Origin of the sequence: Malaciobacter marinus (assembly GCF_003544855.1) — a bacterium.
GTDB lineage: Bacteria > Campylobacterota > Campylobacteria > Campylobacterales > Arcobacteraceae > Malaciobacter > Malaciobacter marinus.
In genome coordinates, this window is the sequence record NZ_CP032101.1 from 2,602,856 (window position 1) to 2,620,047 (window position 17,192).

A 17,192-nucleotide genomic window follows, 5' to 3' on the forward strand; every position below is an offset into this window, starting at 1 on the left:
GTATGTTAATTAATGAACAAAGATTAAAGTCTGAACTTGCTGAAATAAGTGAGTTTGGTAAATTAGATGGTGGAGGAATTACAAGGCTTGCATTTTCTATTGAAGAAAAAAATGCTAGAGAGTATTTAAAAAAACTAATGCTTGAAATTGATTTAAAGATAGAAGAAGATGCAATAGGAAATATCTATGCAACATTAACAGGTTCTGAAAATTTAGAACCTGTTATTTCTGGTTCACACTTAGACAGTGTTCCTCTTGGTGGATGCTATGATGGAACACTGGGTGTTATGTGTGCACTTGAAGCAATTAGAACTATTAAAGAAAATGATTGTAAACATCTAAGACCAATTCAGTTAATTGTTTTTTCATGTGAAGAATCAAGTAGATTTAATATGGCTACTTTAGGTAGTAAAGTTATAACTGGAAAATTAAATCTTGATGATTTAAAAAGATTAAAAGATAAAACAGGTATTTCAGTTTATGATGCAGCTAAAGATTTTGGTTGTAGTGTAGATGAACTTAATAAAGCTGTTTTAGAAGAAAATACAATGCATTCATATATTGAGTTACATATAGAACAAGGTCCAGTTCTTGAAAATCATCAAATTCCAGTAGGTATTGTTACAGGAATTGCTTCACCTATTAGATATGAATTAGTTATTAAAGGAAGAGCAGACCACTCAGGAGCAACTCCTATGAGTATGAGAAAAGATGCTCTTGTTACAGCAAGTAAAATTATTATTGGTGTTCAAGATATTGCACAAAATAAAGGTAGTGATACAGTAGTAGCTACTATTGGTTATGCAAATGCAGTTCCTGGGGTATTAAATGTAATTCCAGGAGAAGTTAAACTTGGCATTGATATTAGAGATATTGATAAAGACTCATTATTTGAAGTTGATAAATTAGTAAATGAATTAATAAAAGATGTTATTACAGAAGATGGATTAACTTATGAACTAACACAACTATGTAAGGATACTCCAACAAAACTTGATGATAAAATAGTACAACTATTAGAAAATGAAGCAAATAAATTATCTATAAAATCTTTAAGAATGCCTAGTGGTGCTGGACATGATGCAATGCATATGCCTAAAGTATCAAAATATACTGGTATGATATTTGTTCCATGTAAAGAGGGAATAAGTCATAATGTAAAAGAAGAGATAAATTTAGAAGATATTTATCAAGCTACAAATGTTCTTGCAAACTCTTTATTAAGTCTTGCAAATGAGAAATAATAGTTAGTTAAATTAAAAGTAACAGATTAACTGTTACTTTTAATTATTTTGTTATGCACTCTGGAAATTTATAAACTACATTCCCATTTTTTATAGTATAAACAGCAGCACCTTTGAGCTTTTCATATAATAAAGGTGAATTTTTAGATTTTGATTTATTTAAATTATCATCATAAATATATTCTAAATTTGGATCAAGTATAGCTATATCTGCTAACATACCTTTATCAATTTTCCCTTTGTTTTCTAGTTTTAGTAATTTAGCTGGTTTATAAGATGTTAATTCAACCATTTTATTTAAAGAAATTACATTATCTTCAACTAATTTAAGAGTTAATGGAACTAATGTTTGTAATCCTAAAATACCAAATGGTGCTTTTTCAAACTCTACAAATTTTTCATCACTATGGTGTGGAGCATGGTCTGTTGCAATAACATCAACAAGTCCATTTTTTAATCCTTCTCTCATAGCTTCCATATCTCTTTGGCTTCTTAGAGGTGGAGACATTTTGTAGTTTGTATCATAAGTAAGTAATTTTTTATCAGTAAATGAGAAGTGGTGTGGAGCAACTTCACAAGTAACATTTATTCCCTCTTTTTTTGCAAGTGCAATCAACTTTAAAGACCACTCTGAACTTACATGTGCAATATGAATATGACCGCCAGTTAATTTTGCTAAAAGCATATCTCTTGCAACCATAATTTCTTCTTTTTCACTTGGCATACCTTTTAACCCAAGTATTGTTGAAATTTCACCTTCATTCATAACTCCTCTGTGTGCTAAGCAACAATCCTCTGAGTGAGAAATTACAAATGAGTTAAAACTTGAAGCGTACTCTAAAGCACTTCTCATTACTGAACTATCTGTAACAGGTAATCCATCATCTGAGAATGCAACAGCACCTGCTTCAATCATATCTCCCATTTCAACAATTGATTCTCCTTTAAATCCTTTAGAGATTGCTCCAATAGGGAGTAAATCAATTAAGCCTATATTTTTAGATTTTGCTATCATTGCTTCTGTAATAGAACGATTGTCATTTAATGGATTAGTATTTGCCATAGGTAAGCATGTAGTTACACCACCTGCAACAGCAGCTTTACTTCCTGATTCTAAATCATCTTTATATTCATATCCTGGATCTCTAAAATGAACATGCATATCAATTAATCCAGGAACGATTAGCATACCTTCTGCATTTATTGTTTCATCAACAGTTACATCTTCATGATTAATAATATCAATAATCTTATCATTTTCAATAAGTACATTTGCTTTTTGCGTATTGTCATTATTTACTATTGTTCCATTTTTTATTAGTAAACGCATATTTAAATTACCCTTTTCTATTTTGATTCAAAATATTTAATACTGCCATTCTTATAGCAACTCCATTTTCAACTTGGTCTAAAATTACTGACCTTTGTGAGTCTGCCACATCTGAATTTATCTCTACTCCCCTATTTATAGGCCCAGGATGCATAATTATTGCATCTTTATTTGATAATTTGATACGCTCTTTATTAAGTCCAAAAAACTTTGAATACTCTCTAATTGAAGGAACTAAAGACTCATTTTGTCTTTCTAATTGAATTCTCATCATAATAATTACATCACTTCCTTCAACAGCCTCTTCCATAGTTTTACATACTTTACAATTAAATACTTCAGAGTATTTTGGAATCATAGTTGCTGGACCAAAAATCCTAACATTCATTCCTAACTTGTTCATTGCCCAGATGTTAGATCTAGCAACTCTACTATGTAAAATATCTCCTATAATTGAAACATTTAATCCTTCTAATGTTCCTTTATGTTCTTTAATAGTAAACAAATCAAGTAATGCTTGAGTTGGATGTTCATTTGCTCCATCGCCTGCATTTACTACTGAGGCATCTATATTATTAGCAACAAAACTTGCGGCACCTGATGCACTATGTCTTAATACGAAAATATCTGTTTTCATTGATTGCATATTTTTAATTGTATCAACTAAAGTTTCACCTTTAGAGACACTACTTGAAGAAGAACTGAAGTTAATAGCATCTGCAGCTAACCTTTTTGCAGCAGTTTCAAATGACACTCTTGTTCTAGTAGAGTTTTCAAAAAAAGCATTTATTACTGTTTTTCCATGTAGTAATTTATCTTTTTTTATTTCTGAATTGTTTAAGTCTTTAAACTGCTGTGCTGAATCTAAAAAATATAAAATTTCTTCTTTAGACAACTCTCTTAATCCGATAAGATCTTTCTTATTATAAACTATATCCATAAACAACCCTTATTTTTTTGCAAACTGATAATTATAACTATTTTAATCTTAATAAAATATTTATTATTTATAATTTTTTATATGAAAATTAGTTTCATTTTAAGTTTAAATAGATAATCTTGCTATACATCCATTTTACTTTTCTTATAAAAATATATTAATTTATACGTTGTTATTTTATTTGATTTTTCAATTGATACTTGTACTTTAAAAGTATATTCTTTTATATTTATAACTTAGCAATATAATTTTAGATTTATGTTTTGTTTAATTTTTATATTTAATTTTCAAAATAGATTTAGAAGAAGCTTTAAATTTCTTAAATAGCTTCCTCGTCTTCTTCTCCTGTTCTAATTCTTACAACTTTTTCAATGCTACTAACAAAAATCTTACCATCACCGATTTTTCCTGTTTTTGCTGATTCTGTAATTATAGAGATTGTATTATCTACTTGATCTTCAGCAACAATAAGCTCTAATTTAATCTTTGGTAAAAAATCTACAACATACTCAGCACCTCTATAAAGTTCAGAGTGACCTTGTTGTCTTCCATAACCTTTTACATCAGAAACTGTCATACCTGTAATACCAGCTTCACTTAATGAATCTTTTACATCTTCTAATTTAAATGGTTTAATAATTGCTTCTATTTTCTTCACTATTTTTCCTTTTTTTAGTTCTTCTATTTTAACAAAAATTGTTTAAATTAATATTATCTTAAATTTTAGTATACAAAAGAAGCATTAAAATGCTCTTTTAAACTCTGGATATGCTTCAAGACCGCACTCTTCTACATCTAAGCCTTGCATCTCTTCTTCATTATGCGCTCTAAGAGCTACAATTTTATTTAACATAAATAAAACTACATATGAAACAACAAAAGCAAATATACCAATAACAAGTACACCTTTTAATTGTCCAAAAAATGTAATATCTTGACCATTACTAGCAAATATACCAACAGCTAAAGTACCCCAAATACCATTTACTAAATGAACAGAAAGGGCACCAACTGGATCATCAATTCTTAGTTTATCAAAAAATGATACTGCAAATACAACTAATGTTCCACCAATTGCACCAATTAATATTGGAGTATAAATATTATATAAATCAGGTCCAGCAGTAATTGCAACTAATCCACCTAAAGCTCCATTTAATATCATTGTTATATCTAACTTTGAATATTTTATATACATTATAATAGATACCATTATAGCTCCAGCAAGTCCTGCTGTATTTGTATTTAAAATAGTAAGAGCAACTGCATTTGCACTCTCTTTACTAGCAATTGAGCCAACACTTCCACCATTAAATCCAAACCAACCAATCCATAATAACATTGCACCTAAAGTAACTAAAGGAATATTTGAAGCTGGAATTACTCTAACTCCTCCAGTTTTAGGATATCTTCCTTTTCTGTTTCCAATAATTAAAATTGCAGCTAATAATGCCCAACCTCCTGTACTATGAATTACAGTTGAACCAGCTAAATCATACATACTTAAATTTAATGTTGTATTTTCTAAAAAGTTTGCACCCCAAGTAACATTTACTACAAGAGGATAAATAACAGATGCCATTAATACTGTAAAAAATGCTAAAGGAATAACCTTTGCTCTTTCACTAACTCCTCCACTCATAATATTTACTACTTTTCCTACAAATGCCATTTGGAAAAGAAAAGCTGCCCACTTACTCATACTATCACTTCCAAAATCACCAAATGCAATTGAGTACCCAAAAAGTAAAAAGGCCAAAGAAGCAACTGCATAAATTAAAGTATTGATTGTTAAGACTGCTGTAACATTTTTTGTTCTTACAAGTCCTGCTTCAAGCATAGCAAAACCTGGTACCATAAAAATGATTAATACCATTGCAAAAATAGCAAAGAAGGTATCTAGCACATAAGATATTGATTCAATCTCCATAAATTATCCTCTAAATGATTTTTATATAGAATAATTATAATAAGAAATTTAAAAGTAGAACTATTTTTTTTGTATATATTTTATACATTTGTTTAAAAAGAGGCATCATGCCCCTTTTTTATACGGCTTCAGAACCTCTTTGTTCTGTTCTAATTCTTACAACCTCATCTAAGGGTGTAACAAAGATTTTACCATCACCGATTTTCCCTGTTTTAGAAGATTCAATGATTGCGTTTATTGTTTGCTCAACATCTTCATCATTTACAACTACTTCTATTTTTACTTTTGCAAGAAAGTCAACAATATATTCAGCTCCTCTATAAAGTTCAGAATGTCCTTGTTGTCTTCCATAACCTTTTACATCAGATACTGTCATACCAGTAATTCCTATTTCAACTAATGCTTCTTTCACATCATCAAGTTTAAAAGGTTTAATAATTGCTTCAATTTTTTTCATTTGTCAATCCTTTATATAATTATGATCTTTTAAATTCAGGATAAGCTTCTAAACCTGTTTCATGAATATCAAGACCATTAATTTCTGTCTCCTCATCAACTCTTAATCCAATTACTAAATCAAGAACTTTCCATACAATAAATGATGAAACAAATACAAAAATACCAATTACAACTACACCTTTAATCTGTGCAAAAAATGAAACATCTGGATTAAAAATACCAACTGCTAATGTTCCCCAAATACCTGCAACTAAGTGAACAGAAAGTGCACCAACTGGATCATCAATTTTTAATTTATCCCATAAAGGAACTGCAATTACAACTAAAACTCCACCTACAATACCTTCAATAAAAGAAATAACCATTCCCAAATCAGGTCCTGCTGTTACAGAAACAAGTCCTGCTAAAGCACCATTTAACACCATTGTTAAATCCACTTTTTTGTAAATTAATTGTGTTAATATTGCTGCTGCTATTGCACCAGCACAAGCAGCCATATTTGTATCTGCAATAACTAAAGCAATACCATCAATATCTGCTTTACTTCCTAAAGCTAATTGTGAACCACCATTAAATCCAAACCAACCCATCCATAAAATAAATGTACCAAGTGTTGCTAATGTTAAGTTTGAACCAGGAATTGGTCTTACATTACCATTTTTACCATACTTGCCTTTTCTTGCTCCAAGAATTAAAACTCCAGCAAGTGCAGCCCAACCACCAACAGAGTGTACAATTGTAGAACCAGCAAAGTCAGAAAATCCTGCAAGAATTCCACCTAATTCACTTCCACCCCATGTCCAGTGACCCTGAATTGGATAAATTACACCACTTAATACAACTACAAATATAAGAAATGGCCATAGTTTCATTCTTTCTGCAATTGTTCCTGAAATAACAGAAGCTGCTGTTGCTACAAATACAACTTGAAAAAAGAAATCAGCCATAACTGGATATCCCATAGCTTCATTTGTTTTACCTGAAAGCATTGCTCCACTTCCAATAAATGATGAACCATCTCCATACATAAAGTTATATCCTACAAAATAGAACATAATACAAGATATTGCAAAAAGTGCAATATTTTTCGTAAGTACAGTTGCATTATTTTTTGTTCTAGTAAGACCAGCCTCTAACATAGCAAACCCAGCTGCCATCCACATAACAAGAATTCCTGCAAATACAAACAAGAACCCATCTAAGATATATTTTACATCAGCAAAATTTTCCATAAGTCTCCTTTTGGTTTTTATGCTTTCAGTATAAAATATAAATTTTAGATTGTAAACACATATTATGTATATTTTATATACAATATATTATATATTTTTTATTCATTTAGTTTTAAATCTTTTATTTAACACCTTTACAAATAAAATTAATTTATATACAATTGAATAGTTTTTATACATAATTTATAATATAAATAGGTTTTAATTTTAGTATTATTAAAGTATTAAAAGGAGTACTAATGAGAGAGTTTTTAGAAGTATATGAAGAGAACCAAGAGAAAGTTGATTATTTTTTACAAGAGAGTTTAAGAAATATAGGAAAATTATCTTCACATAAAAAAATAAATTTTGCACAACTATTTAATCTTTTTCCTTCACTTGAGTTAGTATATATTGTAGATAAAAATACAAAACATCAAACTTCAGATGATATTTATAAGAATAAGACTGACAATAGAGGTAAAGATAAAGATAGATCACATTTAATTTCAAAACTTGAATTGAAAAATAATCATATAGCTTTTTCAAAACCTTATATAAGTAGTGCCACTAGAAATAATTGTATTACACTATCAATTAAAGAAAATGATGAAATTATATTTTTAGATTTTAGATTAGATATCTTACTTGAAAAATTAAACTTGATTGAGTTACATAAGCCTTTTCATGCTATGACAAGAAGTTTTTATCTTTTTGTAGGTTTTTCAATGATTACCCTAGCAGTAATTACAATCTTATTTTCATTGTATGATTTTATACTATATTTATTCCAAAACCAAGATATTAAATTAGAGTTTATGTTTAAACCAATAATAGCACTTACTTTAGGTATGGCTATTTTTGATTTAGCAAAAACCATTTTAGAACAAGAGGTATTTTTCAAATCCTATGCAAAAAGCTCAAGAGTTGAAACAAAAATGATAACAAAATTTTTGATTACTATTATTATTGCTTTATCAATTGAAGCCCTAATTGTTGTATTTAAAATAGCTATTGATGGATATGAAGAGATGATTAATGCATTATATTTAATCTCTGGTGTATCAATAATATTAGTTGCTTTAGCAATATTTGTTTATTTAGATAAAAAGAAAAAATAAAGGATAAGAAATGCAAGAGTTTATAGCCGCATCATCAAACTCTAAAGAGATTTTAAATTCAGCCAAACTTTTACAAGCTGTAAATATTCATGCTTTAATATATGGAGAAACAGGAGTAGGGAAAAAAACTTTAGCAAAGTTTATTACTCCTGATGCAAAAGTATTTACATGCTATGAACTACAAAAAGATATTTCTCAAAAAGTTTTAGATATCAATAAACAAACTATTATTATAGAAAAAATAGAAGAACTAACCAATATTGATCTTCTTTTATCTTGGATAGAAGAGAATGAGATTAGAATAATTGCAACAACACAAGCAAAAAAACTAAATCAAAAATTAAATGATTTTTTCTCTATTACCCTTTCAATTCCACCTTTAAACCAAAGAGAAGATGATTTAAAACTACTAACTCAAAAGTTTTCAAATGAAGCAAGTAAAGTTTTAAGAACAGAGAAGATACTTCCTTCAAAACTTATGCTAAATACAAATAAAAATGCCCATAGTTTAAGAAAGTCTATATATTTTTCTTATCTTTTTGAAACAGTAGGCGAAGATGAAATTCTTATGTTTTTAGAAAACTATATGTTTACAAACTTACAAGGAGAGAACTCTTATAAAGATTTCTTGTATCTTTTTGAAGTACCTTTATTAAAAGCAGCCAAGAAAAAATATAAGTCGCAAGTTCAAATGGCAAAATATTTAGGATTAAATAGAATTACCCTAAGAAAAAAACTAGATACACACAAAGAGTTATTATGATAAATGAATTTAATTTAAATAAAGTAAATCTAAAAGTAGAAGAGTTAATATCAAATAATGCAAGTGATTTTGAAATATCAAAAGTATTTAAAAATCACATAAAAGAGTACAAGAAATCAATAGATATTGTACTTGATACTACTGGTGGAAAAGATTTTTTTGTAAAAAATACAAAACATACAGATAAATTTTTAACTTCTTTATATAAATATATTCTAAGAAAACATTTTGGTTCATATCAACCTATGAGTACAGCTATTCCTATTACTTTAGTTGCCCTTGGAAGTTATGGAAGAGAACAACTTTGTATCTATTCTGATATTGATTTGATGATACTTTATGAGGATATTAAAGGTTATAATTTAAAAGAGATTATGGAAGACTTTATTACTCTTGCTTGGGATTGTGGATTAAAATTGGGTTCAAGAGTTCATGAACTAAATGAAATAGAAGATGCAGTGAAAGAAGATATTACAATAAAAACTTCAATCATTGAATCAAGAGTAATTTGTGGTTCAAAATATCTTTGGTTTGCTTATGAAAATACTTTAAATAATATCAGAAAAACAGATATAGAAGATTTTGTAATTGAAAAACTTGAAGAACATAAACAAAGACTATTAAAATATCCACTAAAAATGGAGCCAAATATAAAAGATGGATATGGAGGGCTTAGAGAATCAAATATGATTTCTTGGATGTCTTATATTCTTTATGGTACACAAAATACTAAAGATTTAATAGGCAAAGAGATAACAGAAGAAGAACATAAAATATATAGAAGTTCTTTAGAGTATATTTTTCAAGTTAGAAATGCACTTCATAATATATCAAAAAGAAAATTAGATGTTGTAAACTTTGATGTATTACCAGAGCTTAGCTCAAAACTTGGTTTTATAAATAAACCAAGATATACAAAAGAGAGACAATGCATGTCAAAGCTTTTGTATTCATTGCATAATATTCATTTCTTTTCTACTGTAATGGTAAAAAAGTTTGCAAGAGTTTTATTAAAACAAAATACTGAATTAAAACTATTAAAAAGTACAAGACTTAAAAAGAACCTTTATTTATTTGAGGGAAAAGTTTATACATCTTTTCATAGAAAACCTATAAGTTTAAATCTATTTTTAAAAGAATTAATTTCTTTACCAAAAGAAGTTAAATCTTTTGATAGATCTTATATTTATTATGCAAGTAAAATCAAAGTTCCTACAAAACAAACAAATGAATTAAAGAAAAACATTAAAACTTTGCTATTAAAAACATCTTTATATCCAATAATAAAACTTTTATATAATTCAAATTTATTTAAAGCAATAATACCTATTACAAAAAAAATAATAAATCAACCTCAATTTGATGGATATCATCAACACCCAGTTGATATACACTCAATAAAAACCTTAAAAAAGATTGAAAATATTGAAGATACATTTATCAAAGAGATTTATGATTCACTAACTCCTAGTGAAAAATCAGTCACAAAACTTGCTGCACTTTTACACGATGTAGGAAAAGGAAGAACTGGAGATCATCATATAGCAGGAGAAAAACTCTCTAAGAATTTCATGCTTTCTTTAGATTTTGATAGCAAACAAGTGCAAATGGGAAGTCAATTAGTAAGATATCATAATAAAATGAGTGCTTATGCTAAAAATGAAGATATATACTCTGAAAGAATAATCTTAGCATTTACAGGTATTGTAAAATCAAGACAAATGTTAAAAATGCTTTATATTGTAACTTATGCTGATATCTCAGCAGTTGGTAAAAATGTGTTTAATAGCTCAACGGCTTCACTTTTAAAAGAACTCTATTTTCAATCACTTCCAGCTTTTGAGAATCTTGAGTTATTAAAAGAAAGCTCAAGAAGGGTTGCAAAAATCAATACAATTAAAAATTTAAAAAGATACAAAGAGTTATCTAATCTTATGAAAAGAAAAATAAAGTATATCTCATCAAATCAAATTTTCTTAAGATTAAAAGCTGAAGATATTTTAGATATTGCAATAAAAGCAAAAGATGTAAATAGCTATATATATAAAATCACAAATAATCAACAATTGGTTATTAGAATAATTAGAAAAATTCCTTTAAATTTAGGTTTTTTACTTGGAAAATTAGAGTTTCTAAATATTTTTAGTATGAATATTTTTAAACTTTATGATGAGAAAAAAGCTTTTGAGATTACTTTTAGTGAAAAAGTTGACCAAGGAGATATTGAGCTTGTTAAACAAATAATTGAAAGTTCATTTGATATGAGCAAGATAACAAAAACTAGAAAACCTGTTATCAAAAAAAATGAAGTTATTGCAAACTGTAACCATAGTCCATATCTAGCTTCGCTTCAAGTAAAAACAAAAGATCAAAAGGGACTTTTTGCTTATATTGCAAAAATATTTGATGATTTTAATATCGAAATTGAAAGTGCTAAACTTGCTAGTACTAAAAATTACACAAGAGATTTAATTTTGATTGAGAAAAATGGAACTTTTTGTGGGAAACAAGATGAAATTATCAATCTTATTTGCTCAAATGAAGATTAATCTTCATTTGAAGCCAATTTAGATACAGCTTTAAAATCCATCTTTCCACTACCAAGTCTTGGTATTTGTTCTACAACTTTATATTCACTTGGAATTAAAAGTTTATTATCAAAAGAGTTTTTAATTTTTTGCTTTAACTCTTGAAGTTTTAAAGAAGAGATATTACTTAAAAGTAAAACTATTTTCTCTCCTTTTTTTTCATCTTTCATAACACTTGCCACAATTTCAATATCATCATCAATAAGTTTTTCAATTTTTCTTTCTATAAAAGATAGGCTTATCATCTCTCCACCAAGCTTTGCAAATCTTGAATATCTATCAACAATGCTCAAAAATCCTTCACTATTTATTTTTCCTTTATCACCTGTGATATACCAAGTTCTACCATCTATTTGTTTTAATACACTTTTTGTTTTTTCTTTATCATTTAAATAGCCTTTCATAACCTGAATACCACTAATTAAAACCATTCCTTCTTCTTCAACTTCTAAAGGCTCAAAGGTTTCAGGATTAACTATTTTTATCATAGTTCCAGGTATTGGCATACCAACGCTTCCTTTTAATGTTCCTTTTTGAATACTAAAATCAGAAGCAACAATATTAGGTAAATTACAAGCTGCAACAGGTGAAGTTTCAGTTGTCCCATAACCTTCTAAAATCTGCTTATTAAACTTTTTATAAAACTCATTTGCAACTTTTTCACTTAATTTTTCTGCACCTGCTATTACAAACCTTAAAGATTCAAACATTAAAGGATTTATTTTCCTATTTTTTGTATAAAGTCTAAAAAAAGTAGAAGTTCCACACATAATAGTAACCTTATACTTACTAACTTGTTTTGCAATAGTCTGGCCATCAGTTGGGTCTGCACTACAAACTGCGAAAACTCCTTCCATTAAAGGTAAAAAAGTTGTTACAACTGTTCCAAAAGCATGAAAAAGGGGTAATGAACCTAAAATAATATCTTCATCATTTACATTTAATACATTTGCAATTTGTGAACAGTTTCCAACAATATTATCATGGCTTAATTCAATTGCTTTTGGAGTATCTTCACTTCCACTACTAAACATAATAAGTGCAGTTGAATCTTTTTTTATTTTTTTTATATGAAAAGTTTTCAATATAAAACTTGGAAGGGTAACTACACTTAATAAAGTTATTAATCCTTTTAATTTTGATAACTTTTTCTTTTCCTCTTCTAAAATAATAAGTTCAAAATTATTTTCTAATTCATCAAGATTTATTCCCTTATCTTTTAATTTTTCTAAAAACTTTTTAGAAGTTATTACTCTTTTTGCTTCTGCTTTTTTAAGTGAATTTACAACTACTTTAAAAGAGCTTGTATAATTTACATTTATTACTTTTTTTCCAAGCATTAATAAAGCTGTATTTATAAAGCTTCCAGCAGCACTTGCAGGAAGCATAACAGCGATACTACTCTCTTCATACTTTTTTAAAAGATTTTTAAAAAGTATTGAAACAGTTAAAAATTTGTATGCACTTAATGTAAGTCCTGTTGAATCTGTAATTATAGTTTTTGTTTTTACTTGCTTTAATCTATCAAAAATTTCACAAGGAACAGTTTGCATATTTTTTATATGCTCTACCCAAGCTGTAGTAGATAAATCTAAAACCTCATTTTTGATTCTATTTGCATTTGCTTTATCTTTTTTTATTGGTTTTGAAAAGGAAACTGTAACTAAATTTGTTCTTCTATTTTGAATAAATTTTTTATTTGCTCTTGAGAACATACTCTCCCATAAACCTCTTATATAAAAAGCTACCACATCTACATCTTGTGTAGTTAAAGATAAAATTCTTTCAAAACCTTTTTTAAACTCTCCTAAGTGTCCATTTCTTGTAATTGCTCCTTCTGGAAAAATCACTACTACATTTTTCTTATCAAGTTCATTTGCAATTATTGAAAAGCTTTTTTTGCTTGAATAACTAGAAATAGATATGGCATTAAAAAACTTCAAAAGCCAGTTTAAATACCACTTTTCATAAATTGATTTTTCCATTACAAACTTAATATCTCTTGGAGTTGCCATATAAATTATTGCCCAATCAATCCATGAAACATGATTTCCTAAAAGTAAAACTCCTTTATTTGAATCAATATTATCAACTCCACTAACTTCAAGCTTATACTTTAAACCAACAATAAATTTTAAAAAAAATAGTATCATAGATTGAGGAATTGATATAACTGTATAAAAAGCACCAATAATAGTAATTGCAAGTAAAATATAAATTGTATATAAAGTATCTAAATTATAATACGAAACAATAGTTGTCATAACTAAAATTGCAAACATGAAAATTGATTGAAGCCAATTGCTTCCTGCTAAAATAGTCCCAAGTTTTACTCTTTTACTATTAAATTGAATCAATGAATTTAAAGGAACAATAAACAAGCCTCCAAAGAAACCAAAAAATATAAAATTTATTATTAGTTGTGTTGGCGTTTGTAGTAAAGTAGAAGTGAAAATTGTTGTTGCCATAAATATGGCTGCAATAGGAATGGTTCCTACTTCAATATAATGTCTTGAATACTTTGAATAAAAAAATGCTCCCAATGCAATTCCTATTCCACTTGAGGCTAAAATTATATTTATTATAAATACATCTTGTATATTTAAATACTGTTTTGCATAAGATGGAAATACTGCAAGCATACCTTGTGAAACAGCCCAAAAAACACTAAGACCTATAATTGATAAAAATATTATATGATTTGATGTAATGTGTTTTATATTTTTTGCAAGTAAGTCACCTTTGATATATCTTTTTAAATCAAAAGCATAAGCTTTTCTTTTTTTGTTTATTTTTAATTTTTTCAATACTAAAAATGATACTGTAAGCTCTAAAAAAGCAATAGGAATAATACAAAAAGCAAGTGGCATTACACTATTTAATAATTCATTTTGATTTGTAAGAATACTTAAATTATATGTAGTATAAAAAGTTTCAAAAATATAAGAAAAAACAGCCATAGTAAATAAAATTGCAATAATAGAAATAGCTTGCAAATGAGAATTTCCTAAAGCAATATTATTTTTACCATAAATATCTATTATTATTCCAAACTTTGCAGGTGAATAAATAGCACTTTGAATAGCTAAACAAAAAAGAAAAAACATTGCTAAGTAAAAACTTGAAAACATATATGCAAGAAGTATCAATAAGCTTAAACTAAAAGAAGAAAATGCTCCATATATTAAAATATCTCGCTTATTAAATCTATCACTTAAGTATCCACTAAAAGAAAACAATAATATAAAAGGGATAATGATTAAAAGATTTATTATAGATATCCAAAAAACTTGAGTAGAGCCATCAAAAACCTTAAATGCGATATTTTGAAGAATAATCTTATGGGAAATATCCACGAATACATTACAAAAAACAACAAATAAAAATGCCATTTTAATTTTAGAATAATTTTTCATATTTACCTTAATAGTCACAAAATAAACAAGATTTTAATTAAATATTCTTTAATTTTACTAAAACTGTATTTAAAAAATACATCAACATATCTTGATATATAAATATTAATATGTTATAATTTTGCAAGGAGTCTAAATAATGGAAACTTTTTTAAAAACAATAAGCGCAGTAAATGATGAGACAAGATTACGAATTTTAAACTTTATTGACATTAATAAACAAGTTTGTGTTTGTGATATAGAAAACTCTTTTGATATGATTCAATCAAGAGTTTCAAGACACTTAAAAATATTAAAAGAAGCTGGTTTTTTAAGTGTTGAAAGAAAAGGAAGATGGGCTTATTATGATATAAGAACTCCAATGGATGAATTTAGACAATCTATTTTAAAAGAGATTAGTTATCTTGAGTTAAATATACCTATACTTAAAAAAAGTTGCTCAAATGAAAAAGATGGAGCAACTATATGATATTAGCAAGTGGGATTTTTCTACTAACTCTTATTTTTGTTATTTGGCAACCAAAAGGTTTACAAATAGGAACAACAGCAGTAATTGGAGCAATAATTGCTTTAATAGCAGGTGTTGTAAGTTTTAGTGATGTACAAATTGTTACAAGTATAGTATGGGATGCAACTTTAGCATTTATAGGTATTATTATTCTTTCTTTAGTACTTGACGAAATTGGTTTTTTTGAGTGGGCTGCACTTAAAATGGCAAGATTTTCAAATGGAAATGGTTTGAAAATGTTTGTTTACTCTATCTTATTGGGTGCTTTTGTTTCAGCACTTTTTGCAAATGATGGAGCAGCACTTATACTAACTCCTATTTTACTTGCAAAAATGAGAATATTAAAACTAAATTTAAAAACTATTATTGCATTTTTACTTGCTGGTGGATTTATAAGTGATAGTGCATCTTTACCTTTTGTATTCTCAAATCTTACAAATATAGTTACTGCTAATTACTTTAATATAGGATTTGCTCAATATTTCTTTGATATGTTTATTCCTTATATTATAAGTGTAATAGCATCAATATTTTTCTTATGGCTAATTTTAAGAAAAGATATTCCAAAAAGTGTTGATATATCACTTTTAAAAGAGCCAAAAACTGCTATTAAAGATATGAAACTATTCTATTTTTCATGGCTATTTTTAGCAGTTTTACTTGTAGGTTATTTTATTGGAGATATTTATGGATTGCCTGTTAGTTTATTTGCTTTAGGTGGAGGTATAATCTTCTTAATAATTGCAAGTATAGCAAAAACAGTAAATCCAAAAACTATTATAAAAGATGCACCATGGCAAGTTGTATGGTTTAGTATTGGACTTTATATAGTTGTTTATGGACTTAAAAATGCAGGATTAACTGATTATTTGACAATAGTTTTAAAAGATTTAAGCTTAAGAGGTGATGCAATTGCAGTTATAAGTACAGGTTTTATTGCAGCATTTTTAAGTGCTATTATGAATAATATGCCAACAATTATGATTATGGATATAGCTTTAGAAGATATTGGAAATCAAGCTATGATTTACGCAAATATAGTAGGATGTAACTTAGGACCAAAAATGACTCCATTTGGTAGTTTAGCCACGCTATTATGGCTTCATGTCTTAGCAAAAAAAGGTGTAAATATCTCTTTTGCCCAATATAGTAAATTTGGGATGATAATAACACCACCAGTACTATTAATAGTACTACTTACATTAATTTAAAAGGGTAAAAAATGGAAAAAAAAGTTTTAATTTTATGCACAGGAAACTCTTGTAGAAGTATCATAGCAGAGGCTTTAATAAATGCAAAATGTGATGGTATAAGTGCTGATTCTAGTGGAGTAAAAGCTAGTGGAAAAGTAAACGCTAATGCTAAAAAAATTCTTGAAGATAAAGGAATTTGGCAAGAGAAATATCATTCAAAAACAATTGATACAGTAATAGATAATGAATACGATTTAATAGTAACTGTGTGTGATAATGCAAATGAAACTTGCCCTATGTTTCCCAAAAAGACTAAAGTTATTCATGTGGGATTTGAAGATCCAGATGGAAAAGATTTTGAAGCATTTAAAAAAACATATATAGAAATAGAAGAAATATTACTTCCTAAAGTAAAACATGCACTTTTATAAAAACTATTATTTTAATTTATCAATACATCTTGATAAATAAACTTTACATTAGGAGATT

The 17,192-nt window shown here is 27.5% G+C and carries 14 protein-coding genes; 7 read left to right on the forward strand and 7 right to left on the reverse strand.

The features are described 5' to 3' along the window. The first annotated feature begins 2 nt into the window (after positions 1–2). The gene (locus tag AMRN_RS12655; RefSeq protein WP_099311273.1) at positions 3–1,244 is read left to right on the forward strand and encodes a M20 family metallo-hydrolase; all 1,242 of its coding nucleotides are present in this window, start codon (positions 3–5) and stop codon (positions 1,242–1,244) included. A gap of 43 nt (positions 1,245–1,287) precedes the next feature. Here AMRN_RS12655 and AMRN_RS12660 read toward each other — a convergent pair whose 3' ends face one another. The 6 genes from AMRN_RS12660 to AMRN_RS12685 form a co-directional block, all read right to left on the reverse strand. Next, positions 1,288–2,574, reverse strand: a complete 1,287-nt coding sequence (locus AMRN_RS12660) for a dihydroorotase (RefSeq protein WP_099311272.1) — start codon at positions 2,572–2,574, stop codon at positions 1,288–1,290. Between the two features lie 7 nt (positions 2,575–2,581). Next, the gene (locus AMRN_RS12665) at positions 2,582–3,508 is read right to left on the reverse strand and encodes an aspartate carbamoyltransferase catalytic subunit (protein WP_099311274.1); all 927 of its coding nucleotides are present in this window, start codon (positions 3,506–3,508) and stop codon (positions 2,582–2,584) included. Between the two features lie 325 nt (positions 3,509–3,833). Continuing rightward, entirely contained in the window at positions 3,834–4,172 is a 339-nt protein-coding gene (locus AMRN_RS12670) for a P-II family nitrogen regulator (RefSeq protein ID WP_099311271.1), read from the reverse strand. Between the two features lie 84 nt (positions 4,173–4,256). Then, on the reverse strand, positions 4,257–5,444 hold the full coding sequence (locus tag AMRN_RS12675; protein WP_099311270.1) for an ammonium transporter family protein: 1,188 nt from the start codon (positions 5,442–5,444) through the stop codon (positions 4,257–4,259). Positions 5,445–5,562: 118 nt separating this feature from the next. Next, the gene (locus tag AMRN_RS12680; RefSeq protein ID WP_099311269.1) at positions 5,563–5,901 is read right to left on the reverse strand and encodes a P-II family nitrogen regulator; all 339 of its coding nucleotides are present in this window, start codon (positions 5,899–5,901) and stop codon (positions 5,563–5,565) included. 19 nt (positions 5,902–5,920) lie between these two features. Further along, on the reverse strand, positions 5,921–7,135 hold the full coding sequence (locus AMRN_RS12685; protein ID WP_099311268.1) for an ammonium transporter family protein: 1,215 nt from the start codon (positions 7,133–7,135) through the stop codon (positions 5,921–5,923). Between the two features lie 239 nt (positions 7,136–7,374). On the opposite strand from AMRN_RS12685, the gene AMRN_RS12690 reads away from it, so the two are divergent. Genes AMRN_RS12690 through AMRN_RS12700 form a run of 3 tightly spaced genes read left to right on the forward strand, consistent with a single transcriptional unit; the run spans position 7,375 to position 11,547 of the window. Then, positions 7,375–8,235 (forward strand): hypothetical protein, encoded by an 861-nt coding sequence (locus AMRN_RS12690; protein ID WP_099311267.1) that lies wholly within the window; start codon positions 7,375–7,377, stop codon positions 8,233–8,235. Between the two features lie 10 nt (positions 8,236–8,245). Beyond that, a complete protein-coding gene (locus tag AMRN_RS12695) occupies positions 8,246–8,998 on the forward strand; it encodes a sigma 54-interacting transcriptional regulator (protein ID WP_099311266.1) in 753 nt (250 codons plus the stop codon). Further along, positions 8,995–11,547 (forward strand): [protein-PII] uridylyltransferase family protein, encoded by a 2,553-nt coding sequence (locus tag AMRN_RS12700; RefSeq protein WP_099311265.1) that lies wholly within the window; start codon positions 8,995–8,997, stop codon positions 11,545–11,547. The genes AMRN_RS12695 and AMRN_RS12700 overlap by 4 nt, the downstream gene beginning before the upstream one ends. Here the strand turns inward: AMRN_RS12700 and AMRN_RS12705 are convergent. Beyond that, a complete protein-coding gene (locus AMRN_RS12705) occupies positions 11,544–15,002 on the reverse strand; it encodes an acyl-[ACP]--phospholipid O-acyltransferase (protein ID WP_099311264.1) in 3,459 nt (1,152 codons plus the stop codon). The genes AMRN_RS12700 and AMRN_RS12705 overlap by 4 nt on opposite strands. Positions 15,003–15,141: 139 nt before the next feature. On the opposite strand from AMRN_RS12705, the gene AMRN_RS12710 reads away from it, so the two are divergent. Genes AMRN_RS12710 through AMRN_RS12720 form a run of 3 tightly spaced genes read left to right on the forward strand, consistent with a single transcriptional unit; the run spans position 15,142 to position 17,134 of the window. Continuing rightward, the gene (locus AMRN_RS12710; protein ID WP_099311263.1) at positions 15,142–15,471 is read left to right on the forward strand and encodes an ArsR/SmtB family transcription factor; all 330 of its coding nucleotides are present in this window, start codon (positions 15,142–15,144) and stop codon (positions 15,469–15,471) included. Continuing rightward, a complete protein-coding gene (locus AMRN_RS12715; protein ID WP_099311262.1) occupies positions 15,468–16,721 on the forward strand; it encodes an arsenic transporter in 1,254 nt (417 codons plus the stop codon). The genes AMRN_RS12710 and AMRN_RS12715 overlap by 4 nt, the downstream gene beginning before the upstream one ends. A gap of 11 nt (positions 16,722–16,732) precedes the next feature. Next, entirely contained in the window at positions 16,733–17,134 is a 402-nt protein-coding gene (locus AMRN_RS12720) for an arsenate reductase ArsC (RefSeq protein WP_099311261.1), read from the forward strand. Positions 17,135–17,192 lie beyond the last annotated feature (58 nt).

Bases quoted from the DNA above. Each gene is read 5' to 3' on its own strand.
- AMRN_RS12655 (WP_099311273.1), top strand. From the start codon at position 3: ATGTTAATTAATGAACAAAGATTAAAGTCTGAACTTGCTGAAATAAGT.
- AMRN_RS12660 (WP_099311272.1), bottom strand. From the start codon at position 2,574: ATGCGTTTACTAATAAAAAATGGAACAATAGTAAATAATGACAATACG.
- AMRN_RS12675 (WP_099311270.1), bottom strand. From the start codon at position 5,444: ATGGAGATTGAATCAATATCTTATGTGCTAGATACCTTCTTTGCTATT.
- AMRN_RS12680 (WP_099311269.1), bottom strand. From the start codon at position 5,901: ATGAAAAAAATTGAAGCAATTATTAAACCTTTTAAACTTGATGATGTG.
- AMRN_RS12685 (WP_099311268.1), bottom strand. From the start codon at position 7,135: ATGGAAAATTTTGCTGATGTAAAATATATCTTAGATGGGTTCTTGTTT.
- AMRN_RS12690 (WP_099311267.1), top strand. From the start codon at position 7,375: ATGAGAGAGTTTTTAGAAGTATATGAAGAGAACCAAGAGAAAGTTGAT.
- AMRN_RS12695 (WP_099311266.1), top strand. From the start codon at position 8,246: ATGCAAGAGTTTATAGCCGCATCATCAAACTCTAAAGAGATTTTAAAT.
- AMRN_RS12700 (WP_099311265.1), top strand. From the start codon at position 8,995: ATGATAAATGAATTTAATTTAAATAAAGTAAATCTAAAAGTAGAAGAG.
- AMRN_RS12705 (WP_099311264.1), bottom strand. From the start codon at position 15,002: ATGAAAAATTATTCTAAAATTAAAATGGCATTTTTATTTGTTGTTTTT.
- AMRN_RS12710 (WP_099311263.1), top strand. From the start codon at position 15,142: ATGGAAACTTTTTTAAAAACAATAAGCGCAGTAAATGATGAGACAAGA.
- AMRN_RS12715 (WP_099311262.1), top strand. From the start codon at position 15,468: ATGATATTAGCAAGTGGGATTTTTCTACTAACTCTTATTTTTGTTATT.
- AMRN_RS12720 (WP_099311261.1), top strand. From the start codon at position 16,733: ATGGAAAAAAAAGTTTTAATTTTATGCACAGGAAACTCTTGTAGAAGT.